21 protein-coding genes and 2 pseudogenes are annotated in these 25,985 nt (G+C 37.8%); 17 read left to right on the forward strand and 6 right to left on the reverse strand.

The genetic code is table 11. The features are described from left to right. Positions 1–541 precede the first annotated feature (541 nt). From V7K21_RS13510 to V7K21_RS13580, 15 genes are all read left to right on the forward strand, one after another. Entirely contained in the window at positions 542–2,761 is a 2,220-nt protein-coding gene (locus V7K21_RS13510; RefSeq protein WP_335174974.1) for a GumC family protein, read from the forward strand. Positions 2,762–3,022: 261 nt separating this feature from the next. Beyond that, a complete protein-coding gene (locus V7K21_RS13515; RefSeq protein WP_335174976.1) occupies positions 3,023–4,186 on the forward strand; it encodes a glycosyltransferase family 4 protein in 1,164 nt (387 codons plus the stop codon). A gap of 7 nt (positions 4,187–4,193) precedes the next feature. Continuing rightward, on the forward strand, positions 4,194–4,952 hold the full coding sequence (locus tag V7K21_RS13520; RefSeq protein ID WP_335174978.1) for an FkbM family methyltransferase: 759 nt from the start codon (positions 4,194–4,196) through the stop codon (positions 4,950–4,952). Then, on the forward strand, positions 4,949–5,983 hold the full coding sequence (locus V7K21_RS13525; RefSeq protein ID WP_335174980.1) for a CgeB family protein: 1,035 nt from the start codon (positions 4,949–4,951) through the stop codon (positions 5,981–5,983). The genes V7K21_RS13520 and V7K21_RS13525 overlap by 4 nt, the downstream gene beginning before the upstream one ends. Before the next feature lie 31 nt (positions 5,984–6,014). After that, entirely contained in the window at positions 6,015–6,974 is a 960-nt protein-coding gene (locus tag V7K21_RS13530; RefSeq protein WP_335174982.1) for a glycosyltransferase family 2 protein, read from the forward strand. A gap of 106 nt (positions 6,975–7,080) precedes the next feature. Further along, complete coding sequence (locus V7K21_RS13535; RefSeq protein ID WP_335174984.1) at positions 7,081–7,671, forward strand: hypothetical protein; 591 nt, start codon at positions 7,081–7,083, stop codon at positions 7,669–7,671. Positions 7,672–7,907: 236 nt separating this feature from the next. Further along, complete coding sequence (locus V7K21_RS13540) at positions 7,908–8,591, forward strand: class I SAM-dependent methyltransferase (RefSeq protein ID WP_335174986.1); 684 nt, start codon at positions 7,908–7,910, stop codon at positions 8,589–8,591. A gap of 524 nt (positions 8,592–9,115) precedes the next feature. Further along, a complete protein-coding gene (locus V7K21_RS13545) occupies positions 9,116–10,657 on the forward strand; it encodes a lipopolysaccharide biosynthesis protein (protein ID WP_335174988.1) in 1,542 nt (513 codons plus the stop codon). Between the two features lie 185 nt (positions 10,658–10,842). Further along, entirely contained in the window at positions 10,843–12,273 is a 1,431-nt protein-coding gene (locus tag V7K21_RS13550) for a hypothetical protein (protein ID WP_335174990.1), read from the forward strand. Between the two features lie 85 nt (positions 12,274–12,358). Then, positions 12,359–13,441 (forward strand): glycosyltransferase family 4 protein, encoded by a 1,083-nt coding sequence (locus V7K21_RS13555; protein WP_335174992.1) that lies wholly within the window; start codon positions 12,359–12,361, stop codon positions 13,439–13,441. Between the two features lie 112 nt (positions 13,442–13,553). Then, positions 13,554–15,425, forward strand: coding sequence for an asparagine synthase (glutamine-hydrolyzing) (asnB, locus tag V7K21_RS13560; RefSeq protein WP_335174994.1), 1,872 nt, complete (start codon positions 13,554–13,556; stop codon positions 15,423–15,425). A gap of 6 nt (positions 15,426–15,431) precedes the next feature. Next, positions 15,432–16,619, forward strand: coding sequence for a glycosyltransferase (locus V7K21_RS13565; RefSeq protein ID WP_335174996.1), 1,188 nt, complete (start codon positions 15,432–15,434; stop codon positions 16,617–16,619). Further along, the gene (locus V7K21_RS13570) at positions 16,612–17,373 is read left to right on the forward strand and encodes an FkbM family methyltransferase (RefSeq protein WP_335174998.1); all 762 of its coding nucleotides are present in this window, start codon (positions 16,612–16,614) and stop codon (positions 17,371–17,373) included. Before V7K21_RS13565 ends, V7K21_RS13570 begins: the two co-directional genes overlap by 8 nt. Before the next feature lie 6 nt (positions 17,374–17,379). Then, on the forward strand, positions 17,380–18,213 hold the full coding sequence (locus tag V7K21_RS13575; RefSeq protein WP_335175000.1) for a glycosyltransferase family 2 protein: 834 nt from the start codon (positions 17,380–17,382) through the stop codon (positions 18,211–18,213). An 18-nt stretch (positions 18,214–18,231) separates the two neighbouring features. Beyond that, positions 18,232–19,422 carry a glycosyltransferase family 4 protein gene (locus V7K21_RS13580; protein ID WP_335175002.1) on the forward strand — a complete coding sequence of 397 codons (1,191 nt, stop codon included), beginning with the start codon at positions 18,232–18,234 and terminating at the stop codon, positions 19,420–19,422. A gap of 88 nt (positions 19,423–19,510) precedes the next feature. Here V7K21_RS13580 and V7K21_RS13585 read toward each other — a convergent pair whose 3' ends face one another. The 5 genes and pseudogenes from V7K21_RS13585 to queA all read right to left on the reverse strand — a co-directional run bounded on the left by V7K21_RS13585 (position 19,511) and on the right by queA (position 24,021). Continuing rightward, on the reverse strand, positions 19,511–20,353 hold the full coding sequence (locus V7K21_RS13585) for a methyltransferase domain-containing protein (protein ID WP_335175004.1): 843 nt from the start codon (positions 20,351–20,353) through the stop codon (positions 19,511–19,513). A 90-nt stretch (positions 20,354–20,443) separates the two neighbouring features. Continuing rightward, a pseudogene (locus tag V7K21_RS13590) lies at positions 20,444–20,632 on the reverse strand (IS982 family transposase); the annotation flags it as partial. A gap of 292 nt (positions 20,633–20,924) precedes the next feature. After that, positions 20,925–21,977 carry an aldo/keto reductase gene (locus V7K21_RS13595; protein ID WP_335175006.1) on the reverse strand — a complete coding sequence of 351 codons (1,053 nt, stop codon included), beginning with the start codon at positions 21,975–21,977 and terminating at the stop codon, positions 20,925–20,927. 355 nt (positions 21,978–22,332) lie between these two features. Then, positions 22,333–22,587: pseudogene (locus V7K21_RS13600) on the reverse strand (tetratricopeptide repeat protein); the annotation flags it as partial. Positions 22,588–22,836: 249 nt separating this feature from the next. Next, positions 22,837–24,021, reverse strand: coding sequence for a tRNA preQ1(34) S-adenosylmethionine ribosyltransferase-isomerase QueA (gene queA / locus V7K21_RS13605; protein WP_442948880.1), 1,185 nt, complete (start codon positions 24,019–24,021; stop codon positions 22,837–22,839). A 271-nt stretch (positions 24,022–24,292) separates the two neighbouring features. Here queA and V7K21_RS13610 point away from each other — a divergent pair, with 271 nt between their 5' ends. Next, on the forward strand, positions 24,293–24,682 hold the full coding sequence (locus V7K21_RS13610) for a hypothetical protein (RefSeq protein ID WP_334793326.1): 390 nt from the start codon (positions 24,293–24,295) through the stop codon (positions 24,680–24,682). 64 nt (positions 24,683–24,746) lie between these two features. Here V7K21_RS13610 and V7K21_RS13615 read toward each other — a convergent pair whose 3' ends face one another. Further along, entirely contained in the window at positions 24,747–25,286 is a 540-nt protein-coding gene (locus V7K21_RS13615; RefSeq protein WP_335175008.1) for a YraN family protein, read from the reverse strand. A 23-nt stretch (positions 25,287–25,309) separates the two neighbouring features. Here V7K21_RS13615 and V7K21_RS13620 point away from each other — a divergent pair, with 23 nt between their 5' ends. After that, positions 25,310–25,885: a pentapeptide repeat-containing protein gene (locus tag V7K21_RS13620; RefSeq protein WP_335175117.1), complete on the forward strand. Its 576-nt coding sequence runs from the start codon at positions 25,310–25,312 to the stop codon at positions 25,883–25,885. The last annotated feature ends 100 nt before the right edge of the window (positions 25,886–25,985 follow it).

Consider the following 25,985-nt stretch of genomic DNA (forward strand, 5'->3'; position numbering starts at 1 on the left):
GCGTCGCTAAAATATTTCTTGAGTAAATACATTAACAGTGTTTATAGTAAATTATACATTAAAAATTAAGTAACATAATCAAAAAAAAACCGTAAAAATACGTAGGTTTTTTAACAGAAAAACCTTGATAATCTTTAACTAAATCTTTATAGATTATTCAGATCCAGTTGCAATCAATAAGGAGCAATTTTAAAGAACATTACACCAGTTGATAAGTAGGTAGGCATAATTAAACGTAATATGTGATTGCGTTTGCGTAGCGAACGCAATCACAGTCCATATTATATTTATTTACACCCATCTACTTGTATCACCTCTCTTGTTCTACTTCTTTGCTCTATATTCAGTTCTCACTTCGGTGCAATACAGTTGGAACGTCACCCTGAATTTGCTGACACAAACACTTCCCTCTCCTTGCCAAGGAGAGGGTTAGGGGTAAGGTTGAAAAATGCACTTTATGCAAACGAGAACTGCTTTATATCAGTACAAATGAGCCAACTAAATGTTTAACAGTTTCCATATGTAGAGTATTAGGTGAATTATGCCTTCTCATCAAAACGAGCAAGACCTGATTAATTTTCAACACTATTGGCTGACTGTAAAAAGACGTTGGTTACTGATAATAACCATTATGGGGTCGGTCTTAGGAGTTACAGCGCTGGTTACTTTTAGTCAAAAACCAATTTATGAAGCCGAGGGCAAACTCCTTTTTAATAAACAAAGTAGTGTCTCTTCCCTTACAGGTGCAAGTGAGCAGATGGGACAACTGGGACAACTCAGTGGAGTGACAAGTCTCTCTAACCCTTTGGAAACCGAAGCCGAAATTATTCGCTCCTACCCCCTGAGTCAAAAAACTATTGCTAAGTTGCAGCTCAAAGATAATCTGGGACAACCATTAGAAATAGATAATTTTCTGCCTAACTTGAAAATCAAGAGTATCCGAGGGACGGATATTTTACAACTTTCTTACCGTAGTACTAATCGTCAAGAAGCCACAGCTATCGTCAATACATTGATGAGTGCTTATCTGGAAAATAATGTTCGGATTAACCGTTCCGAAGCCACAGCAGCACGAAAATTTTTAAGCAAGCAATTACCTCTAATAGAAGCAAAAGTCACAGAGGCGGAAGCAGCACTGCGTCGGTTTAAAGAAAAATATGAGGTTGTTTCCCTAGAAGAAGAAGCTATACAAGGAGTCAAAAGGCTGAATGACTTATCCAGCCAGATAACCCAACTACGCGCGCAGTTGGTTGATGCTAAGAGCCGTTCTGGTGCTTTCCAAAATCAATTGGCATTGAACACACGGCACGCTATGGCACTCACCAACTTAAGTCAATCTAAAGCAGTGCAACAAGTGCTATCAGAATATCAGAAGGTTCAAGACCAGTTAGCAGTGGAGAGGTCACAATTTACCGATGAACACCCAGTCATTACTAATTTGTTAAGTAAAGAACAAGCTCTCAAAAAGCAACTAGAAGGAAGAGTCAGCCAAACTCTGGGTAGTTCACAGCCTATCCCAGAGCAAGATTTACAAATAGGAGAACTCAAGCAGACTCTAACTGCTAATTTGGTGCAAGTGGAAGTAGAACGGTTGGGATTGGAGAATCAAGTTGGTGTATTAATGAAGGAATTTGTACTTTATCAAGCACGTCTCAGAAGCCTACCCAAACTGGAACAACAACAGCTACAGCTACAACGACAGCTACAAGTAGCACAAACAACCTACGAGCAAATACTGAGAAAGTTGCAAGAAGTTGAATTAGTAGAGAACCAAAATGTAGGCAACGCCACGATTGTTTCTGAGGCTTTAGTTCCTAAGAAGAAAATTTCTCCTCATATTAGCTTGAATTTGGCACTAGGGGGATTTTTAGGATTCTTCTTAGCTATTGGAGCAGCTTTATTGCTAGAAGCTGTGGACAAGTCTGTGAAGACAGCAGAAGAAGCCCAAGAGTTATTGGACTATCCCTTGTTGGGTACGATTCCGGTTTTTGATCAAAAAGCTAGACTGGCTCGTGGTGAAAGTACAACCGAATTAGTGGTACTTAATAACCCTTATTCATCGGTTAATGCAGCCTTTGAAATGCTCCAGACTAACCTGGGTTTTACCCTTTCTGATAAGGAACTAAACGTGATTGTGGTTAGCAGTTCTGTGATGAATGAGGGCAAGTCTTTTGTGGCAGCTAACTTAGCAGTTGCTACTGCCCAGATGGGACGGCGAGTGCTATTGATTGATGCAGATATGCGTCGTCCTCGTCAACACGAAATGTGGCAGCAATCTAACTTAATGGGGTTAAGTAATGTTTTAGTGGGGCAGGCTACGTTAGCAGAAGCTGCCAAGGAAGTGGTGATAAATCTAGAATTGCTCAGTTCTGGCACCATACCGCCCAACCCTGTTGCACTACTAGACTCACAGCGGATGAATGGGTTACTGCAACAAGCTGCTCAAGATTATGACTGCGTGATTATTGACACTCCGCCTTTAAGCCTTCTGGCAGATGCCTCGATTATAGGCAAAATGGCAGATGGAATCTTGCTAGTTACACGTCCTGGTGTAGTTAATTCTGATACAGCTAAGACTACAAAAGCACTGTTAGAACATTCGCGTGTGACTGTGTTGGGAATGGTAGTGAATTGTGTAACTACTGATCATAATGACTACAACTACTACTACTCCCATACAAATAATGGAAAGAATAATTCAGGGAAGAAGGATAAGATTAAGTCTAACTTAAGTAAAATCACTGGATTAAGACTGCTTTAACTGGTTAATAATTTTGGAAAATCAGTGTTTTTTCTGAGGTAGTTCAAGATTTAGGTTGTGTAAAGTTATAGGCGCAATATGAGTTTAATGTGGATGATTTAGGAATTCAATCATGAATTTTAATATTAATAGAGGATTCTTGTTTACTTTTTGAAATATGTCAATGGTGTTCAACAAATACCATTTTTTAACTTCTAAACTACTTAATTTTCTATAAAAGTAATTTAGAACCTCTAAAAGATACTGGAGAAAGTAAATAAAATGTTAATAAAACTGGCAATTCTCCTTACTCATCCAGTTCAGTATTTTGCACCTGTATTTCGTGAGTTAGCACAGCAACCAAATTTACAAATAAAAGTATTTTTTGGTTGTAATCATGGGGTAATACCAAGGGAAGATCCTAACTTTGGCGTAGTCTTCCAATGGGATTGTCAGCCAACAGTAGGTTTTGAACACGAGTTTTTATCTGACAATTATTTGGAAGATTTAAAAGGCTTAAGAGGTATCAGATTAGCGACTAAAGCTTTTAATGCTATTAGTAGCTATCAACCTGATGCGATACTTATTTTTGCTTATTCACCTACTTTTATTACTGCTAGTACTTTGTTGCTACGTCTAGCTGGACATAAGTTAATGCTTAGGGCAGAAACAACAGATGAGGCATTATCACGTTCTTATATTAAGGACAAAATACGTCAATTATTCTTGTCTTTTTACTATCGTCAATTTACTCATTTTTTCCCTATTGGAACAAATTCCATCAATCATTATTTGTGGATGGGAGTAGATAAGAGTCGTATGACATTAGCTCACTACGCCATTGATATAGAGTTTTTTCAAAAACAGGTGGACTTTTGGCTACCACAGAGAGAAGCTTTACGAGCTAACGCAGGTATTGGAGAACAAGACCATGTTCTGATTTATTGTGGCAAGATGTTTCCACCAAAAAATCCTTTAATAATTCCTGATGCCTTAGAAAATCTATCACCAGTAGAAAAAGAAAAAATTTGGTTTCTTGCTGTGGGAGATGGGGAATTAAGAGAAGAATTTGAACGAAGAATAAAAGTGCAGTTAGGTGAAAGAGCAATTTTTGTTGGTTTTAAAAATCAGTCTGAATTAGGTCAATATTATGCAATTGCAGACACATTAATTCTTCCTTCAAGAAGTGGAGAAACTTGGGGATTAGTTGTTAATGAAGCCCTTCAGTTTGGGTTGAGAGCTATTGTAAGTAATAAGGTTGGTTGTGCAAAAGAATTGATAACAGATATTAAACATGGTGGAATTTTTTCATGTAATAATTTTCTGGAATTGGCAAAAATAATTTCGCAAGAAATCTTGCAAACTAATTTAAAATCTAGAGAATTAAAATCATTACCTAATTCAAGTAAACTAGCTACAAATGTTTATATTCAATTAATTGCTTAGTTAATATATGATAGCATTTAATTTTAGTAATATTCGCTCAAACAATCCAATTGGAAAACTTATTCGTTTTCCTTTATCTTTATTACCTACAAAATCTATACTTCCTATTCTGCAAGGCCCAGCAAAAGGAATGAAGTGGATTGTGGGAAGTGGAGTACATGGAATGTGGCTAGGCTCATATGAAGCAGATAAGCAGAAGCTAATGACTGAGTTATCGCTTGAAGGCACTACTGTTTTAGATATTGGTGCGAATGTAGGTTTTTTTAGTATCTTCTTGAGCCGTCTAGTTGGTGCAACAGGTAAAGTAATATCTTTTGAACCATTACCTAGAAATATTGAGTTTATTGATCAGCATATACAGTTGAATAAAATAGATAATATTGAGATTATTTTAGCAGCAGTCAGTGATAAATTAGGGAAAAATAACTTTGCTAGTTCTCATTTACACGCACAAGGATATTTGACAGATAACGGAGATTTAGAAGTTTCTGTAATTACTTTAGATTCGTTACATAATTTAAATAATCCAGTTAGCTTAGTTAAAATAGATGTTGAAGGTTCTGAAGCAAATGTATTAAGGGGTGGAGAAAAATTTTTTCAAGCACATAGACCAATTATATTACTAGCTACACATGGTAAAAAAGAAGTTAGTGATTGTCAAGCTATTTTGCAGAATTACAATTATACTATGATACTAATAAATAAAGATTTATATGGATTTGAATGCGATGAATGGTTGGGTAAACCTAATAAATGTTCATTATGAATTATAAAATACTAATTGTTGGCAATACTTCAGAAAGTTATCAATTAGGTTCTATATTGGTTAGAGCATCTCAAGAATTAAATATTTTGTTCGATACCAGCGATACAAGCTGGAATTCCTACGCTCCATCTATGAAAAATTCATGGGGCAAAATATTTTTTAAAATATCAGGAAAACGTCCTTTGGAATGGTGGTCGTTGAATAAAAAAATAGTTAACTGTATAAATGAGTTTAGTCCACAAGTCGTTTTAGTAACAGGAATTTTTCCTTTAACAAATGAAGTATTCGATATCTGTTCTCAAATAGGTACAAAGATTGTTAATTACTTAACTGATTATCCGTGGAATCCAAACCATAATAGTGCATTTTTTATATCTAATCTTAAAAATTATGATTTAGTTATAAGTACAAAAACCAAAATCTTGTTAGAGCTAATTAAATATGAAGTTAAAAAAGTTAGTTTTTTGCCATTTGGCTATGATGCGTTTCTTTGTCACCAACCGATAAAAGTTTCTCAAGTTGAGCAAGATTTCTTTAAAGCAGATATTTCCTTCATAGGTACAGGTGATAGTGAACGTATTCCTTTTTTGGATGCTATAGCTTCATTGAATGGATCTCATTTAAAAATCTATGGTTCAGCTTGGCATAAATTGAATCTAAAAAAATGGCAAAAGCTACCAGCAGTTTTTGAACATGAATTACGGTTAGCCACTTATTGTTCTAAGTTGTCACTTGGTATTGTTAGAAAACGTAATAAAGATGAGTCAACTATGAGAACATTTGAAATAGCTGCCTGTGGTGGATGTGGAATTTATGAGGACACCTCAGAACATCGTAAAATTTTGTCCTGCTATCCCGAATATGGATTTTTCTCTTCACCTGAAGACTTAGCAAACAAATGTAAGTGGCTCTTGGATCATCCAATAGAGAGAGAGCAAATGAGGCAACTAGGCATCCAGTTTATAGTTAAAGAATCAAACACTTATACTGCTAGATTGAAGACTATTTTACAATGGTGCGCTCAAGATTAAATATGCTCATACTGTTTTTAAGTATTGTAATATGATTAGCGCTGTTCTTGTTACATATAATCGTGCAGAAAGACTGAAATTAGCAATACAAGATATTCTCAATCAATCTTTTGCAAATTTTGAACTCATTATTTGTGATGATTGTTCGCCAGATCATACAAAGGAAATTTGTGAAGAATTTGCTACCAAAGATAATCGGATTCATTATGTTAGACGCGATCGCAATTTAAGAATGCCTCATAATCTTAACGAAGGTATCAGAATAGCAAAATATGAATATGTTGCTATTTTACATGATGCTGATAGGTATGAGCCAGAACTGTTTGCTCTATGGTACGAGGCATTAGACAAATATCCCAATGTAGCATTTGCTTTCTATCAACATACAACCATTAATGACACCGAAAAAATTGTCTGCATATGTAAAGAGCCATTTGAAGGAGTAGTATCAGGTAAATATCTACTACGTCAGATATTTTTTCGCCGTTGGGGATTTGATTCACCCGTATTTGGTATTGCGATAGGCCGAAAATCACTATTTGAAAAATTGGGAATGTTTAACTCAATATATGGCTTTTATGCCGACGTTGATATGTGGATGTCACTTCTCCATGACTGGGATGCATTTTATGTTGCAAAACCTGTTGTCCGAAGCTATATAGAAACTCGACAGTTTGATGATAATACCTGGAAGATCAGTTCGATGATAAAAGAGATGCATCTCAAGCATCGGGAAATTGAGTTTTCTCAATCTGGTTGGTTACGCTTAACTATCGAACGATTTATCTATTATGTTTACTCATACATAGTTAACATATATTATCTTTTGCTAAATTATAAGCATAAAGACTTGGATAATCTAGTTTTAGCTAAAAACTTTCTTAAAAAAGATACCTTTCTTTTACTTCCTTTTTGGTTAATTCTGATTGTTTTATACCCTTTTAGAGGGATACTTAATTTCCCCAGTTATATTCCCGGTAAAAATAATTGAGCGCTCAGGAAGAAGGTAGAGAAATAGTATTGATAATAGCATCAAATGCTGAAATTGCTTGACGTTTGCCAGTATTGACAGCAGTTTAAGTTTAAGGAGAAGACTTATGACTTCATTTTTAAGTTTTCTTTCTAAGAAAGTAGAAAGATATATTGAAGTATTGTTTAAAATCGATAACTTTCGCCGAGTCAGAATGATTAAGGGGAAAATATTTGTTTACTTACCATTTGTTAAAAAATTAGATAAACATCTTTCTAAAAGAAGTATTAACAATCTGAGTAGGGAAGCACTCAATTCGACAGACAAGATTTCTCCTTGCTTTTTAACTGCAATCCTTCATCCAACTACTGGGATAGGTCATGCTTTTTCGGAATGGAATACGGGTCGAATTATTGCTAGAATTTGTGGACTTCAATTTGTCTATATATCCTTACCTTCTGGATGGAATAAATTTCTTGATTTTGAAGGTAATAATATTTCTCTTAAGGAAGTACTAAAAATACCTAGCATTAGGATTGTTAGGTTACCTGAGTTTAATTATAGAACAACAGATCCATGTCTCGAAATCAAAAATATTATTAGTTCCTACAAGCCAAAATATCCAACTCTATTTGTTTTGGCAGATGGACAAAATTTATATCAACATCATCTCTTTTTGAATGAGCTAAAACTACGCATATGGTTATTATCTTTTTAATTTATATGACTTTGTTAGAGGTTCTAATGGTGTAATAGTCGGTACTGATGCACTTTTTCTAAGAAAAGAACTATATGAACTTGTTATTAAAAAGGGAAAGTTAACTTAGAGCCTGTTTAAGAATAGAAAGTTTAATCAACACATTTTGGGACTTCTGAAGCTTTTACCCCAGAAGTGGAATGTTCGCCAAAGGAAAAGCTTTATATTACCGCCAGATTAATAGGATTTTTATGACTATGTACAAACCACTAAATAGTAACTCACTCTATAGTAATCAAGGTAATCCTTCTATTCTAAAGTTATTAGATGAGAGCGATCGCCAGATATTGGATATTGGTTGCGGCGTGGGGAGTAATGGAAAGTTAATTCATGAAGCTTATCCTTTGACTCAGGTTACTGGGGTCACATGTTCACAGACAGAATATCAAAGAGCGTCACAACAACTAAGCCATTGCATTTATGCAGATGTTGAGCGAGATACTTTTTATTTAGACCAGGAGTTTGATGTTTTACTTTTCTGTCACGTTTTAGAACATTTGGTAGATCCGGTTGCGACAATCAAGAAATTATTGCCGTATTTAAAAGTAGGAGGCAAAGTAATTATTGCCCTACCAAATATTGTTAACTGGAGAGAACGTTCTAAGTTATTGCTAGGCAAATTTGAATATACTGATGGTGGCATTATGGATAAAACTCACTTACATTTCTATACGTTCCATACTGCACCTCGTTACCTTATTGCTCCTATATCTCAGCTTTGCTTAGAATCTCACTTTGCCAGTGGCAGTTTTCCTTTGGGTAGATTGCGTAACAGACTAATGGGTGAAAAGGCAAGGCAAGCAATGGATCGTTTAGTCTGCGGTTGGCTACCTAATCTTTTTAGTCACGACATTTTAATGCAAGCTATTAAACTTAATTAGATTTAAAAGATTAATTTATGTAAGAGTTTCCTGTAATACCTTCAAAACATTGCGCTTTGCTGCTCATATACTAATGTTTAACTGTAGTCAGCTTATTCTAAGAGCAATTGATAATTGTACTCTATTTGTATGACATACTTGTTTTAAGCCTTAGCGAATTTTCATTTATGGCTGGCGTCGAAAAATTTAAAGGCACTGATAAATCAGATTTCAAGTTACGCACTGGTTCCTTTGGTAATCCTTTGGCAAATGGATAAAGTCGAGTTTAGAGAAAATTTAAAATATTGCTAATTATACTAAACTTATCCTCAAATTTATTGCAAAATACTATAGACATCTCCGAAAATGAATGTAGAGACACGAAATTTTGCGTCTCTACAAGGGTTTCAGGTTACGCATATTTAATCTCTGGAGATGTCTTATATATTTCAAAATATTACATTTATTAAATTTAAAAATAATAGAGGATGTTGATGTTTTCTTATCAGTAATCCGTGAAATGAACCCCATCAAGGTATTTATGTATGAATGTAGAAAGACGTGCTTTAAATGGCATTGTTGTTAATATTTTATCATTTGCTTTCAATTTGGGTCAGACTGTTTTAATTGTTCCAATTCTCATTAAATTTTGGGGTGTCGAGAGTTATGGATTATGGCTAACCATATCTGCATCTCTAAGTTTATTGCAAACTATTGATAATGGTCATCAAAACTATGTTGGTAACGAGTTAACTAAGTTTTACATAACTGGATCTGGTACAAAAAAATTAAAACAGACATTAGCCTCTAGTATTTGGATGGCAGGAATATTAGGCTGTTTGCAATTAATAATATCAATTGGAATGATAGCTTTTGGTTTTATAGAAAAAGTTTTAGGAAGTAGCTCAGTAATAACAGAAAATCAAGAAATTGGAGCGGCACTTATTGTTTTAGTAATTACATGGATATTAACTGGTTCTGTAGGGGGTATTCTATCTCGTCTTTACTTACCACTTGGAATGTATGTAAGGTTTACCACTTGGGGAATAATTACACAGTTTTTTAAAGTAACTAGTATTTTATTGACTGCTATATTAGGAGGAAAACTACTGGTAGCTTCTATAGTTAGCAGTTTAGTTTCCCTCATTATATACATATTTTTCTTTAGAGAAGTATATCAAATTTTTCATAATCTTTATCCATTTTGGACTAATGGTAGTTGGAGAATAGCATTTACTAATGTTTATAAATCGTTTTTTCTTACAGGTGTAGGATTCTTATTGCAATTACAAAATAATGGGTTAAATTTATTTGTATCTGGCATAGTTGGAACAGCATTTATTCCTGTACTTAGCACTATGCGAACTCTTACTAATACTTTTTTAGCGGGAAATGCAATTGTTACAATGTCATTAATACCTGAGATGACCCGCTATCATACTCAAGGTGAACATAAAAAATTAGCAGATATGATTTCTACAGCTTGGTGGTCAGGGGGACTATTAATTAATCTTGGCTTAGTGATTACACTACCATGTATCGAGCCAATATATTTGCATTGGACAAGAGGTCAAATCAGCTTTAATTGGGTGCTTTACCTAATATTAGCTTGGTCAATTTCGCTAAAAAACTTTGGTAATCCTCAAAGCATTTATCTAATGGGGATTAATCATATAAAAGCACAAACAACAATTGCGGTTGTGCAAACGGCAATTATTTTAGGCATAATTAGCCTTTTTTTAGGTAAATATGGCTTGGTTGCTGTGGGGATAGCAATAGTCTGTAGTGAAATCATTGGTTCAGGGATAATAGCAACAATTTACACCATCCTAGAACTGAGGAGTCTGGGTGGTAACTTACTCTTTACTAAAATTGTTTCAGCTTTTTTTGCTGTTGTCATAGTGGGGTTGACTTATATATCTGTAGGACTATATTGGTTGAGTCCATTAATTGCATCAATAGTTGGAGGAATAATTTTGATAGGACTATATTTATGGCAATGGCAATATTTATCTATAGATGTGCGTTATAGACTAATTAAACTATTTTATAAATTTACATCTTTAAGCTATAAGCATCCGACTTGAGTCTTGCTAGGGAAAACTAAAGTTTTCTCCAGCAACTTTTCAGTCAGCTTGGATTTTCAAAAATCAAATGAATTCCTATAGTCAAGATTAACATCAAGTCTAAATTACAAGTTGACGAATTCTAGTTTATTGTCCAACTAAATGGATATAGGATTATAAGTTACAGAACTACTACATTCAAAAAAATGAATAAAATTTCTTATTTAGACATAACATTAGTATTTCTACTAATATTTTCAGTTATTCCAGGTTTTTTTGGTCTTTTTGAATTGTCTTTGGGAATTTTTGCTGCTATTCCTTTAATTTTGATGATGCGTTTGTCAGTATTAGATGGAAGTTTGGAAACTCGAATGCTATCAATAAGCTACTCAATCAGTCAATTTATTTGTTGGGTCATTGGGTTCTTAGGTTGCATATATTTTCTATCTCCCAAAGGCTTCAATATTGGAACTCATACCATAGTTACAATGGTTTTGATTAACTTAGTAATGTGGGGAAGTTTGATAGGTACTTTAATTGCTGAACCTTTTAAAAAAATTCAGTCTAAAAACTTAAATTATAATGAAGAAATCACAAAGGAATTAACCTCTAAAGGATTTCAAATAACTGGCGCTATTTTTGTATTTTTTCTGGTTGTCAATTATTTAAGTGGTGGTTTTTTCTCTAGGCAACAGATCGGAAACACAGTGGAGCCTGGAACCATATTATATTTTTTAAGTGCTTTTAGTACATTACAGTACTTATTCTTTCTATTTTTAGGATTTCGCTTAAATCGGCCGCTTCTGAATCAATCAAATATTGTTAATCTAATAATTGTGCTTTTCTCTATGCTGATAGCTAGTCTAACTGGTGGACGTGGCTTTAGTATTCGTATGATTATTTATACTATTCTAGGAAGCTTTTATTCAAAGCTTAAGTCTAAAGATATCAAAATAATTATTGTGATTTCAATCCCATTTGTTTTATTTTTTACTATTATAATTGGCAATGTTAGAGGAAACTTAGATTTTAGTGAATCTCTAAATCTATTTACTCGTATAACACTTATAGGTAAAGCTGCCACTGGAAATTTAGAAGCAACAGGATCTGATTATGATGACCCTCTTTATAGTACTTTTACGAGAATCGCAGAGCCTACAGGACAAATAGTAATCGATCATGTTGCTGAGACTGGATCTTATATTGGGTTACGCAACTTTGAGCGTATTGCAACAGCATTTATGCCTAAAATTCTAGGCGACAAAGAGCCTATGGATGATGGAGGGGAAAGATTAAGAGATGAATATGGTGTATATATCACTCAATTTACTAACGCACCTATAACTTCTATGGCTGATGCTTTTGAGAGGGGAGGTTATGGAGCAGTTTTTATGTTTTCACTAATTATGTCTTTCTACTTAACAAAACTGAGTGGATATATTGGCAGGTTAAAAAAACAATTACTAAGAATAACTTTAAGGATATCTTTTGCTTACACTTGTTCTGTACTTTATGCTCCAAGTATTCTTGGATGCATAAGCGTTGTAACTTACAATTTTATTAGAGATGGTTTGTTGATATGGGCTTTGATATTTGTGCTAGAAGAAACAACAAAAAAAATTAAAAATGTACAGTGAAAAACCTAGCAAGGAATTATGTAAAAGTAAGCTTAACATTTTTGATCAAGACTTGAATTAGGAATCATATCATTTGTTGAAAAAAATGAGGATATTTTTTCTCTTAACAGATGCCTTTGGAGGGCGCGGGGGTATCTCACAATACAACCGAGACTTTATTAACTGTCTCTGTAGTGCCGAGAATTGTGATGGAGTGGTTGCTATTCCAAGACGTGTTGTTGATCGCATTGAAACTTTGCCTAAGAAACTTACATATATTACCTCAGGAATAAAAGGTAAATTGGCTTACATTTATGCCATTTTTCATACCATCAGAGCCAACCCCAAATTCGATCTCATCATTTGTGGTCATCTTTATATGCTACCACTTACCTGGCTAGTTAAACTGTGGACAAAAGCGCCTATCCTTCTAGAAATCTACGGCATCGAAGCCTGGAAGCCTCATAATAGCCTAGTTAACTATTGTCTTCCAGCAGTAGATTATATTGTCTCAATTAGCCAAATTACATTCGATAGCTTTCAATCCTGGGCAAATATACCCAAGGTGCAACAATTTTTACTGCCAAATGCGATCGCTCTTGACCAGTATGGCCATGATGACAAAAATTCTGAACTTATTTCCCGATATGGACTGAAGGACAAAATAGTTCTGATGACATTGGGACGCTTGGACTCTTATGAACGATATAAGGGGTTTGATGAAGTAATCGAGTTGCTGCCTAAATTGAGTGAAATAATTCCTAATTTATCCTACTTAATAGTGGGAGAAGGATCGGATAGAGAGAGATTAGAGGAGAAAGTGCGATCGCTTAATCTTCAGACAAAAGTGATTTTCACAGGATTTATTTCTGAAGCCAAAAAAGCCGACCACTATCGGCTAGCAGATGTTTATGTGATGCCGAGTAAGGGAGAAGGATTTGGCTTTGTTTTTTTAGAAGCAATGGCTTGCGGTATTCCCGTAGTTGCGAGTAAAGTTGATGGCAGTCGTGAGGCAGTACGAAATGGTTTACTAGGCATTCTTGTTAATCCTGATGATCCAGAAGAAGTAAAGGCGGGAATTCTAGAGGCGTTGAAGCGTCCCAAAGGAGTAATGCCGCAAGGATTAGAGTATTTTTCCTATGAAAATTTTGAGCGGAGGTGTCACCAGATTTGCGACCAAATATTCTAAGTATCTATATAGCGGGTGAAAAATTTTCTCGATTGCAATTCAAGAATCACTCAACAATTCTGCTCAAAATCACAGTTATATTGCTCAATCTACCAATCAAATTCTTAAACACATGTGCGGTATATACGGTTACATAGGCAGAGAAGACTTTAATTCATCAAATATATTAGCTGCTCTGCATCATCGAGGACCTAATTCCCAAGGTACATGGCAAAGAAATGTAGGAGCAAACCACATTCACCTACTGCATACTCGTCTGGCAATTCTTGACCTTAGTCCTGCTGGGCATCAACCTATGGTAGATGTAAAAACGGGTAATGTAATTGTTTTTAACGGGGAAATTTATAACTTCTTGGAACTACGCCAAGAATTGAAAGCACAGGGTGTAGAGTTTACTTCTCATAGTGATACAGAAGTTTTGTTATTAGCTTATCGTGTCTGGGGTGAGCAAATAGTAGAACGCCTAGACGGTATGTTTGCTTTTTTATTGTTTGACTCTATTCAACAACGCCTTTTAGTAGTACGGGATCACATTGGAATTAAACCACTATACTATGCTCAAACTCGCGGTGGAGGCATTGCTTTAGCATCGGAAGTACGGGCATTAATTACGTCTGGATTAGTAGCAACAGACTGGGACGAACAGAGTATCTATGAGTATTTAATATCTGGCAGCATTCAAGAGCCACGGACTATCCGACAAGCGATTAAAGCTTTTCCCCCTGCTCATTATGCTTATATTGATTTGCGGACAGACTTAGCCACTATATCTACCCCTATTCGTTATTGGAATTTAGCCCAACACGTATGCAATCAGATAGGGGAACCGACATCTTACATAAGTCATACCGAAGTTTTGTTACATACTCTTAAAGAGCAACTCATTGCTGATGTTCCTGTGGGTTTATTTTTGTCAGCCGGGATAGACAGTACAGTGCTTGCTAGTATGCTAGCTCCAGTTATGCAAGGTTATCTCTCCACTTTTACCTTCGATTTACAAGACTCTATTAGAGATGAGAGTAATTTGGCAGCTATGACTGCACAAAAACTCCAGCTAAAACATCATGTAGCTTATCTATCTCAGAAAACCCTAGGTACTTGGTTAGTTGATAGCTTTACAGCAATGGATCAACCATCATCAGATGGTACAAATACTTATCTTATTTCTAGAGCTTCATTACAACACGGTATAACCGTTGTTCTTAGTGGTTGTGGTGCAGATGAGTTACATGGTGGCTATCCTCATTTTGTTTCCATACCAAAGTTATATCAACTAGGAAAGTGTTTAGGTGATATGAAGTCTCTACTTCTGCCTTGGATAGAAAATATCAAGGGCTGGCGTAAGAATTATATTTATCAAGAAAGATTAAATCTTTTATTCCAGCAAATAGATTCACCTTCCAGAATGTTAAGAGAAACGCGGCGTTTCTTTACCCCTAAGCAAATATCTGACTTTTGGACTGTGGCACCAGATTTTTACAATCCAGTGGCAAATTGGGATGATGAAACAGACAACAAACTTAATCTTGATGTGGAGACTTTAATTTCTCTAGGTGAAATTAAAGGCTACCTGAGAAATACCTTATTAAGAGATAGCGACTGGGCTACAATGGCGAATCAGCAAGAACTACGCGTACCCTATTTAGGTAGACGCTATATGGAAAAAGTAATACAAATTCCTTGGAGTGAAAAACGAACAACTAAAAAACAGAAAAAGCCCCTTTTATCTAGTCAGATTCTACCAACCTTACAGCACGCTCTGAACCGTCAGAAAACAGGCTTCGATTTAGATTATGCAATGTATTTAAGCGGGCCTCTGCGAGACTGTTTACACGCAGCCTTTACTCACCTTAATCAAGCTCACGGCTTTAATCTGAATGCTGACCGAGTAGAACATGATTTAAAAATTGGCGATCCGACAAAACAAGTTCGTCGTTACTGGGCGTTGACGAGCCTTGGGTTTTATCTGCAAAAGCATAGCTAGGTAATAATGCAAAACCAACTCAAGATTCTGCACTACATCCCAGTTTACGCCCCCGCTTGGCAGTTCGGTGGCCCTGTACTTAGTGTTAGCCAACTTTGCGAAGGATTAACCGCCCTTGGTCATCAAGTAGAAGTGTTTACTTCAAATGCTGGGTTAAATAATCAACCAGAATTGCCCCTCAATCAGCCAGTCATCCGTAATGGAGTCAAAGTCACATATTTTCAGCAAGAACCAGGAATGGGTATTCATTGCCCAGGTATGGAGCAAGCAGTAACAGCAAGGGCCAAGGAATTTGACATTATCCATATCACAGGTGTTTGGCAGCGTACCAGTGGAGCGGCTTGCAAAGCAGCCAAAAATCAAGGTATTCCCTATGTTGTTTCCCCTAGAGGCGCACTTGGGCCTTATTCCTGGCAGCAGAAAACAGTTAAAAAAATACTGTATTATTTATGGCAAGAACGCTTCAATATGACAAATGCAGCTGGTATCCACTACACTAGCAAGCAAGAATTACAGGAGTGTCATTGGCTAAAACTACCAGGAAAATCTTTTATTGTTCCCAATGGCTTAAACACTGAATTTTGGCAACCTGCTTTAGAAGCAGCAAAAGCATGGCGTAAATCTCAAAACCTCAATGAAGATGACTTTATCCTTTTGAATGTAGGCCGTCTCCACCACAAAAAAGGGTTAGATTTATTACCTCAGGCTTTAGCAGCGTTGCGACATCTCAACTGGCGGATGGTTTTTGTAGGTAGTGATGACGATGGTACTAAAGCAAAACTACACCAGCAGTTTCAATCTGCAAACCTATCAGACAGAGTTATCTTTCTAGAAAGATGCGAACCTAAGAAACTGCCAGCAATATACTCTGCTGCTAACTTGTTTGTCCTGCCCAGCCGTCATGAAAATTTTGGTAATGTCGTTGTCGAGTCTCTAGCCTGTGGATGTCCTATTTTAATTTCCGACAAAGTGGGACTACATGATGAGGTAGCTGAAGGTAGCGTCGGGTGGGTGCGTTATAGAGTTGCATCAGAGTGGACTGAAGCTATTGGGGAATTGATTCAGTTTCCTAGCAAAATGCAAACCCGAAAATTTAAATCCAGAGCATGGATAGAAAATATTTTATCCATTGATAAAACTTCTCTACACACGACAAATTATTATATTCGCATCAGAGAGAACCATTGTGCTTAATAATTTATATCGTTTCTCTAATGAGCTACTGCTAGTTAAAAAACTTTTACCTTTACCTTTATATATTCATTGGATATCAGGAATAACAAAATATTTTAATATCTTAATAAAAACCAAAAGTTTAAGAGTATTAGATAAAAGTTTAAATAAATCATTTAGTATAACGTTTAATCATAAAAAACTTTATTTCAAAAATATTGATTTCGGAGTTATCCGTGAAATATATGGTCACTTATGTTACGTTAAAATACGTGAATTAAAAGATGCAAAATACATACTAGATTTAGGAGCAAATGGTGGAGCATTTACAATATTTGCACTTGCCGAAGCACCTCAAGCACAAGTTTATGCAGTAGAAGCACAATCCGAATTTGTCAATATCATTAAACATAATGTTAAACAAAATTTATATGAAAATCGTCTAGTACTTAAATGTGCCGTAGTTGGTGGATTTTATGATGATTGGACACAATCCTTATTGAAATCCAATCCTAAAATACAAGAATTTAATATTTATGAATACATAGAAACTGTAGGAACTTGTGACTTTTTGAAATGTGACGTTGAAGGTGGTGAATTCTATTTATTCCAAGGAGATTTATCTTGGACTCAAGCTGTTAAAAGTATGGCATTAGAATATCATCCAGATAAAGGTGATCCAGATGAACTAGAGAAGATTTTACAAACACAGGGCTTTATAGTGAAGCGAGCAGATCACAAACACCTTGGCTACTTTTATTGTACAAGAGAATAACTACCTATGAATTCAGATATTAGTGCAGCTATTCTTACTAAGAATGAAGTTTGCAATCTTAAACGGTGTATGGAATCTTTACATTGGTGTGACGAAGTTATTGTCTTAGACTCAAATAGTACTGACGGAACAATACAGTTGGCAGAATCACTGGGAGCCAAAGTTTTTACCCATATTCCACCTCTACCGTTCAAATTTTCTGAGCAGCGCAACTGGGCTTTACAAAATTGTAATTTCAAGAGTGAATGGGTGCTATTTATAGATGCTGATGAGGTTATTCCATCCAATTTAGCAATAGAAATTCAGCGTGTATGTTCTGCCAATAATCAACAATATAATGCTTATGAACTGCCTGCGCGTTATCTGTTTTGGGGTAAATGGCTCAAGCTTACACAAGGATATCCTAATTGGCATTCCCGTTTACTCAAATTAGGAGAAGTCACTTTTACTGGTGGTGTTTGGGAACACTTTGCTTCAGGTGCTAAAGTTGGGAAAATTAGTATTCCTTACGATCATTATGCTAATTCTAAAGGATTCGGAGATTGGTTAGAACGGCATGAGCGTTATTCTTCTTGGGATGCTCAAAAAGTTGTGGAATTTCTGGAAACAGGCAAAGCATCTGCTCTAGGAACTGAACGCAAACTAAAACTTAGATTATTAGCAGCTAAACTTTGGTTTATACGCCCCATTATCAGATTTATACAGATGTATTTTCTAAGATTAGGTTTTTTAGAAGGAATAACGGCTCTTATTTTCTGTCTCCTCTATGCCATGTATGAATTTATGATAGTAGTCAAAATCATAGAACTGAGACGTAAAAAATCTGGATTAGCTCTTTGATGATTCCACAATAAATATATGGAACAAATTACAATTATCACTCAATACTTCTACCCTAGCCATGCTGCTACTGCTCAAATAATGACCGATTTAGCCAAAGGACTTTTCCAAAAAGGCTATCAGGTAAATATATTCACAGGAACTCAGGCAAAAGACACTACTCCTGAATTATCAAATCAAGCCATAATCAAGCGTGCGTTCTCTCCTATTGCAGCCAGCACTAGCATTTTAAGTAAAATTATTAGCTCAATATTTTTTCTTTTAGATGCTTTAAAATATGTAATATTTTTACTACCTCGCACTGCGCCACTTTTAATCGCTTCTAATCCACCATATGCTGGGATTTTAGGCACTATTTTTAAAATTGTTCGTGGTGGAAAATATCATTTTTTACTCCAAGATATCTTTCCAGAATCTGCTGTAATGTCTGGCATTATTCAGCAAAATAGCTTTTTATTTATCTTTTTTAAAAAATTAATTTATTTAACTTACAAATATGCTGACAATATTATTGTCCTCAGCACTTCCATGCAGTGTTTTTTGGAGAATAAATATCCGGAGTTCAAAGAAAAAATTAAAGTAATTGAAAATTGGGCAGTGGAAGATATTATTATTTGTGATAAACAAGCAAATAATTTTGCTCAACAGTATAACCTTGATAAAGTTTTTACAGTTTTATACTCAGGTAATCTGGGTAGATTGCATGATATACAAACCATTGCTGAAGCGGCCAATATACTTAAAAATACTCCTATTCAGTTTGTCTTTATCGGTAATGGGGCTAAAACAAAAGTATTAAAGCAAGCAATTCAATCCAATAAACTAAAAAACATCCTCTTATTACCTTACCAGCCCAGAGAAATACTACACCTCTCTCTTACCGCTTGTGACCTTTCACTGGTCAGCTTAATACCAGGCGCAGAATCAATAGTAGCTCCTTCTAAACTCTACGGTATGTTAGCAGCAGGAAGAGGAATTATTGCTATCACCTCAGCAAACTCATACATTGACCAATTATTAACAAATTCTGGTTGCGGTATTAATACCCCTCCTAATAACCCTCAACACCTTGCCAATTTAATCAATGAATTAGCTAATGATAGTATAAAAGTTAAGTTGATGGGAGAGAAATCACGTCAAGTCTACGAAAGCAAATATACTTTCAAACGGGCGTTGACTGAATACGAAAAGATTTTATTTAGTATTTAATCAAACCTGTACTTTAAGCTTACTAAGTAAGTGGGCGGGCAAAAGTAAATACACCACGGGGTAGGGGGGCACAGCTAACTGTGCGCCCCTACTTATTGCCGCACAATAAGCCAAACTGAATTAACCCACGCTGATAACCGCGACGCATTAATCCCAATGATAATGCCCCTTGGATGGTAGCCCAACCAGCATTTAGTAAGCCCCAAAGCGCTTGGGGAGTGAATGCAGAATCAATCACCACATTCCAAAAGGGGGCGACAGCGGTTGACCAATCAGCAGTGCGGATATTATGTAATGGTAGTTGATGGGCGATCGCTTCGTACTCTGGCAAAGAAATCACATAAGGCAAACAATACACCCGATAAATATCCTCCAAGTGTTTTTGTTCATCCGCCGTTAGTGGAGACTCATCAGTTGATCGATGACACCAAGTCACCATAATTAACTTGCCACCAGGCTTCAATACTCGGTAGCATTCCTGGAGAAACTTTTTTTTATCTGGCATATGTTCACCGCTTTCTAGCGACCAAACCAAGTCAAAAGAATCGTCAGCAAAGGGCATTGCTTGAGCATTTGCAACTTGGAACTGTGTTCTCAGACTCAAATTAACCTCCAAGGCACGTTCTGTTGCTCTCGCGGCTTGCACAGGACTCAGTGTAATTCCTATAGCCTTAGCATTAAACTTTTGTGCAAGGTATAAAGAACTGCCGCCAATGCCACAACCCACATCTAGGATATTTTCTGCTGCTTGTACCCCTGCCCAATTGAGCAGTTCTTCGATTAAATCAATTTGAGCCTGACGGCGGTCTTTTTTCTGGGTACCATCGACGCCGTAATAGCCGTGGTGCATGTGTTCGCCCCAAATCTGTTCCCACAGCCCGGAGGAAGCATCGTAAAATTCTTGGATTTGCTGGTAAAGTGTTGCACTCATGAAAAAACCAGTGTTAAGAGAAAGCCGAATTAAAAAAAACATACAGATAGGCTACCATGTGTTTTTTATTAAAATAACGCAATGTGCGACTTAATATTCCGTAACAAGTTCGACGAACTGAAGAGGGTCACAATTGTGGCGATTAAGCCAAAAGCAGACGGTATGAGCTAAAATCTTATGATTCAGACGACTGGTGAGATACCACAGATATCTGGCTCGAACCTTCTCTATATAGAATCTGTCAACAACTTGGCCAATCACTGTTTCATTGAGCGCGCGGTTCCATCTTGACTGGGCAAAAGCCGTTGCCGCTACAGCGGTAGTGGAAAACCCTACTCTGCCAGTAAGGACTGCTATACGGGAAAGATCGACAATTTGTAATTCATTTAGACGGTTTCTAATCGATTATTTTTCTAGCAAGTGGAGAACGAGAAGCTACTGTATCACTCCTCGTGCTGATGCTTTAAAGCTTGGCTTTAAATCTGAACGTTAGTCGGGGAGAAATCGCCCCCCAACTAGAATATCGAGTTACTGAAGTCACAGCCGAAATAAGGGGATAGCGAAGACTAACTTAGGCGTTGTAGGTCATCAGTTTCCGAGGATTGTCGATCGCTTTGTAGATGCTACCAAAAAAACGATCATGCCCGGTATCACTATTGATAAAGTCATGGGGGAAGCCTAGCTCAATTTGACTGACTTCATCGAGGCGCTTGAGATGTTCAGGCGGCAAGACGATATCGACGCACGCTAAGTTGTCTTTGACGTGTGAGAGCGATCGCGCTCCAATAATCGGAATTGCAGCGCTGCTTTGGGCACGAATCCAGGCGAGTGCAACTTGCGAAGGAGAATACCCAAGTTCTTGAGCGACTTGACCTACGACTTCTGCAATCTTCAAGCTGCGTTCTGGAATGTTCTCTCCACGCGAATTTGATTGCCCATTGCCGTTGTGATTGTATTTACCCGTCAGTACACCACGCGCTAACGGCGACCAGGGGGTGACGGTCATCTCCAATGCCTGTGCCATCGGCAGCAAATCTCGTTCGGCTGTGCGGTCAATCAGGTTGTACAGAATTTGCAAGGCGACAAAAGGGGTCCAACCGCGACACTGAGCTAGCATATTTGCTTGTGAGACAATCCAAGCAGGCGTATCGGAAATCCCGACGTACATCACCTTCCCTTGCCGCACCAGGTCATCTAGGGCACGCATGATTTCTTCAATGGGAGTTGTGAAGTCCCAAACGTGTAGCCACAGCAGATCCACATAATCAGTGTTCAGTCGTTTGAGGCTGCGTTCAAGCGACTGCATCAAATTCTTGCGATGATTGCCGCTATCATTGGGATCGCTACCTGTGCTATTTAAGCGACTTGAAAGAGAATACTTGGTTGCAACGACAAAGCGTTCTCGATCCGGAGCAATCAATTCACCCACAATCTTTTCGCTGCTGCCATCTGTGTACACGTTTGCGGTGTCGATAAAGTTGCCGCCAGCATCCACAAACGTCTCAAACATCTGGCGACTTTCATCTTTGGAAGCCCCCCAGCCCCAGTCTTCGCCAAAGGTCATGGCACCGAGGCAAAGTTCAGAAACGCGAAGTCCACTTTTGCCCAATAGTTTGTATCGCATGGTTGATTCTCCTTGTGAGTTATTACAGTGTTCAGATTTACAGCAGTAGAGCCGAGTGCTGACTTCTCATTAATCAATGAACCTCCAATCTGATCGTTTGGAAAGTCCTGCCTGGCAGAGCTTTTTATGCTTGTCTTTTGGCAGCCTACATAGACAGGCAATTACAAACCGTAAGATGAAGTCACAATTTCAATGTAGGATCTTAGGGGCGTGGTCGGGTATAACGATCGTCAACAATTATTGAACAATCCTGCAAAACTCAGGGTCAGCCTACTTATCAAGCAGCCCAGAAGTGTTGAAAGATAACGCAACACAGAAAAAATGGGGATTTTATCGAGCATCAGCGGTATTGTGACGCTTGCCGATAAACAGAAATAGCCTCAGAAGCTTCACCTTGAATTGCTAGCAAATTTGCCATGTTGTTGTAGGCTGTGGCATTTTTAGGATCTAGCTGTAAGGCTTGTCGATAAGTGGCGATCGCAGGCTCTATTTTACCTTGCTTTTTCAAGGCGATCGCTAAGTTCACATAAGCATTGGCATTGCTACTATCTGAATTAATTGCTTTTTGCTATGCTGCGATCGCTTCCTCTAGCTGTCCTTGTTCATACAGCAGTGAAATTATGCATAAAATTACTTGTCTTCGATATTGCAATTCTCTAAAAAAAGTAAGAGTTACTGAACAGCAGCAACTCTAAACTAACTCAAGTAGAATATACCGAAATAAGTAATTTCCTCATTTTCCTTATTTACCAAAGTTTATAGCTTTTCATAACAGTTCAAACCTCAGGAGCATTTCTAGAAAACCTACAAATAATCGCAGTAGACGGATTAAAACTTCAGCGAACTGTATTGTCCGTCCTTACGTCTGACTTACGACTCTTATAGCTGACGGCAAAATTAGCATGGCATCGCCGAATGAATAAAAGCGATACCCTGAAGCGATCGCTTCATTGTATATATTCAATAACCGTTGTCTGCCAATTAGCGCACTTACTAACATCAGCAAACTGGAACGCGGCAGGTGAAAATTGGTAATCAGACCATCAACCACCCGCCATTGGTAGCCGGGATAAATAAACAAGTCTGTTCTACCACAAAATGGTTGTAAATTCCCAGATTGAGCCGCCCCTTCTAAAGCTCGTACTGCCGTTGTTCCCACAGCAATAATCCGACCGCCATCTGCTTTAGTGGCGCGGATTTGCTCTACTGTGGCAATGGGGACTTCAATCCATTCTTCATGCATGTGATGGGTAGTTACGTCCTCCACTTCCACGGGGCGAAATGTGCCTACACCAACGTGCAGCGTTACAAAAGCTTGATTGATTTTGCGATCGCGCAACTTTTGTAATAATTCTGGGGTAAAATGTAGTCCTGCTGTCGGAGCTGCGATCGCTCCTGGCTGTTTGGCATAAACTGTCTGATACTGATCATCAGCAGATGAAGAGGCAGTGATGTACGGTGGTAGCGGTACTTCACCAAATACCTCTAACAGTTCCACCAAAGACTTTCCCTCTGGCACATCAAATTGCAACAAACGCCCTCCGGTTGCTGCGTCTGTTTCTAGAACCGTAGCTGTGAGTTGGGGATTGGGAACTGGGTAGGAATCTTCCCAATCCCCAATCCTTAATCCCTGATCCCTAATCCCCAATTGCCTTGCTTCAAAAATAATCTTCGTTCCCTGTTTGAAGCTTTTTCCTGGCTTAACTAAACCTAACCAACAGTTATATTGCCGTTCTTCCAACAGCAACACTTGGATTTTAGCACCAGTGGATTTATGTCCGTAAAGCCGTGCTGGAATAACTTTTGTATTGTTCATAACTAACAAATCACCAGAGCGCAGCAGTGCAGGCAAATCATGGAAAATGTGGTGTAGGGGTGCTGTTTCGGTGGCTGTGGTGGGAGAATTAATCACCAGTAACCGTGAGCTATCTCTAGGAACTGCTGGGTTTTGGGCAATGAGTTCTGGAGGTAGTTTGTAGTCATAGCCAGCTACCGAGCAATCTAATTCCAAATCTTTTTCTTGTGGGCTAGAGGTGTCTTTCAAATTGGCTTGTACTAGTTTTTGGTTTATTTAGTATTTCTACTCTCTCAAAAAAGCTGGTTTGAGCTTTCCTTCTAAAGGAACTTTAAGGTATCTTCGCTCAATTTTCTCGCTAGGCTATAAGATTGATACTATTAAGTAACACGGAAAACTTAACATAAAAATTGGGTAAACCTCCCCATCTAAAAACGGGGGATTTTACCCTACCGGGAACAGGTACTGATTGACGAAGATAGATATGTAGGATTGGCTTTGATCCCAAGCACCAACAAACATGGAATACTTGTATTATCTGGCAAATGCCAGTCTAACCCTGAGGGTCGTTCAACACCTGCACGCTAGACCCCAGACACCAGTTTCTTTCGTCACCGTAATTCATCAAATTGATGGCTGGGTGGTTAGGATCAAATTCAAAGGTCAAGTTTCGCCTCAAGAAGATGGTGACTTTCGGGCTTTTCTAAATGAATTAGGAATTAGCTACGAGCCGCCAATGAGGGTACAAATGGCACTTTGGAGTTTGGAAGCGGGACAGTGCCCTGTGGACGTAATGCGTCGCTATCAGGTAGCGATCGTTTCTCATGGTAGTCCAGAGAGAGACGAAATCGAAGCTTTCCGGCAACAGTTTGTCCGGGGCTTGGGCTATTGTCCAGAAACTTTGGCGTGATCCGATCTTGGTTGTAACGCCGCTACAAAATTATTGGTAATCAAGATATTTTATCCATTACCAATTAACCATTATCAATTGAAGAGTCGAAAGCTGCCAGAATGTATTCTTGCAGCTTAAACTTATATCCGGCTGCTGATGAAGTAGCTAGAGCTTCCTGAGTTGCTGTAACCCCAGTCAGATTTTTTGATATCCTTTGACAGTAAACAATAGCAACATCGAATCGGCAAGAATAATCTGCCTTTTCAGGGCACTGGGCTAAGAATATTCCAGCTGTCCGCCAGATTTTTGCTTGCTTTTGTGGGGTGATTGCGCTTCTTCCCCCTGCATCCCAACTACCTGAACTGCGAGTTTTTACTTCAACAAATGCCAGCATCGAGTGCTGAGTCCTGAGTTCTCCTAATGCTTTTCTGCTCCCCTGCTCCCCTGCAACGCCAGCTTCTCCTGCACTTCCATCGTGTTGGGCAATAATATCGATTTCTCCCCAGCGGCTAGAAAAGCGGCGATGGAGAATTATCCAACCTGTAGATTGCAACCATTGGGCTACTAGGTCTTCTCCTAAATGACCAATATCTGGATAATGAGATGGAGGAAGGTTAGCCATTGACTAAAAATATCATGAATTCTGTGAATTCTAGCTTAAGCGATCGCACAGCGGGTTCTACACTCGATTTATCCCGAACAAAACTGGGGTTGAAGCGTAAAAGAGACTATCACATTTGGGCAATCATACTCAGCTTATTCCTGTGGGGAATAGTTGGCATCACCGCAACGGTCGGTTTTGCTCCAACAGCTTTGGCACTCGAATATAATAAAGAAATTTTGGTCGAGGCTGATTTCTCAGGACGTGATTTAACAGACTCCAGCTTTACCAAAGCTAATCTCCGCCAAAGTAACTTCAGCCACGCTAATTTGCGCGGTGTCAGTTTCTTCGCAGCAAATTTGGAGTCTGCAAATTTGGAGGGATCTGATTTGAGAAATGCCACTTTAGACTCAACTCGTTTAGTCAGAGCAAATTTGACAAATGCACTGTTGGAGGGTGCGTTTGCTGCTAACGCCAGATTTGATGGTGCAATCATTGACGGTGCAGATTTTACCGATACGCTGCTGCGTTCGGATGAGCAAAAAAAATTGTGCAAACTTGCCAAAGGAACTAATCCCATTACAGGACGAGATACGCGTGACACGTTGTTTTGTCCTTAGTATTTTTTACCTATACATTTGGTAGGGAGTGAAGAAGGGGCATTGGTTATTCTCCATCCCCCTCATCCTCCCCTGCAACGCCAGCTTGCTCTGCTAGTTC

The sequence above is a fragment of the Nostoc sp. genome, from assembly GCF_036919595.1.
Lineage (GTDB): Bacteria > Cyanobacteriota > Cyanobacteriia > Cyanobacteriales > Nostocaceae > Nostoc.

What these genes read in the sequence shown, in the direction of transcription:
- V7K21_RS13530 (WP_335174982.1), top strand. Translation starts at nt 6,015, where the DNA reads ATGATTAGCGCTGTTCTTGTTACATATAATCGTGCAGAAAGACTGAAA.
- asnB (WP_335174994.1), top strand. Translation starts at nt 13,554, where the DNA reads ATGTGCGGTATATACGGTTACATAGGCAGAGAAGACTTTAATTCATCA.
- V7K21_RS13610 (WP_334793326.1), top strand. Translation starts at nt 24,293, where the DNA reads ATGGAATACTTGTATTATCTGGCAAATGCCAGTCTAACCCTGAGGGTC.
- V7K21_RS13555 (WP_335174992.1), top strand. Translation starts at nt 12,359, where the DNA reads ATGAGGATATTTTTTCTCTTAACAGATGCCTTTGGAGGGCGCGGGGGT.
- V7K21_RS13575 (WP_335175000.1), top strand. Translation starts at nt 17,380, where the DNA reads ATGAATTCAGATATTAGTGCAGCTATTCTTACTAAGAATGAAGTTTGC.
- V7K21_RS13515 (WP_335174976.1), top strand. Translation starts at nt 3,023, where the DNA reads ATGTTAATAAAACTGGCAATTCTCCTTACTCATCCAGTTCAGTATTTT.
- V7K21_RS13565 (WP_335174996.1), top strand. Translation starts at nt 15,432, where the DNA reads ATGCAAAACCAACTCAAGATTCTGCACTACATCCCAGTTTACGCCCCC.
- V7K21_RS13580 (WP_335175002.1), top strand. Translation starts at nt 18,232, where the DNA reads ATGGAACAAATTACAATTATCACTCAATACTTCTACCCTAGCCATGCT.
- V7K21_RS13550 (WP_335174990.1), top strand. Translation starts at nt 10,843, where the DNA reads ATGAATAAAATTTCTTATTTAGACATAACATTAGTATTTCTACTAATA.
- V7K21_RS13510 (WP_335174974.1), top strand. Translation starts at nt 542, where the DNA reads ATGCCTTCTCATCAAAACGAGCAAGACCTGATTAATTTTCAACACTAT.
- V7K21_RS13545 (WP_335174988.1), top strand. Translation starts at nt 9,116, where the DNA reads ATGAATGTAGAAAGACGTGCTTTAAATGGCATTGTTGTTAATATTTTA.
- V7K21_RS13585 (WP_335175004.1), bottom strand. Translation starts at nt 20,353, where the DNA reads ATGAGTGCAACACTTTACCAGCAAATCCAAGAATTTTACGATGCTTCC.
- V7K21_RS13520 (WP_335174978.1), top strand. Translation starts at nt 4,194, where the DNA reads ATGATAGCATTTAATTTTAGTAATATTCGCTCAAACAATCCAATTGGA.
- V7K21_RS13525 (WP_335174980.1), top strand. Translation starts at nt 4,949, where the DNA reads ATGAATTATAAAATACTAATTGTTGGCAATACTTCAGAAAGTTATCAA.
- V7K21_RS13540 (WP_335174986.1), top strand. Translation starts at nt 7,908, where the DNA reads ATGTACAAACCACTAAATAGTAACTCACTCTATAGTAATCAAGGTAAT.
- V7K21_RS13615 (WP_335175008.1), bottom strand. Translation starts at nt 25,286, where the DNA reads ATGGCTAACCTTCCTCCATCTCATTATCCAGATATTGGTCATTTAGGA.
- V7K21_RS13535 (WP_335174984.1), top strand. Translation starts at nt 7,081, where the DNA reads ATGACTTCATTTTTAAGTTTTCTTTCTAAGAAAGTAGAAAGATATATT.
- V7K21_RS13595 (WP_335175006.1), bottom strand. Translation starts at nt 21,977, where the DNA reads ATGCGATACAAACTATTGGGCAAAAGTGGACTTCGCGTTTCTGAACTT.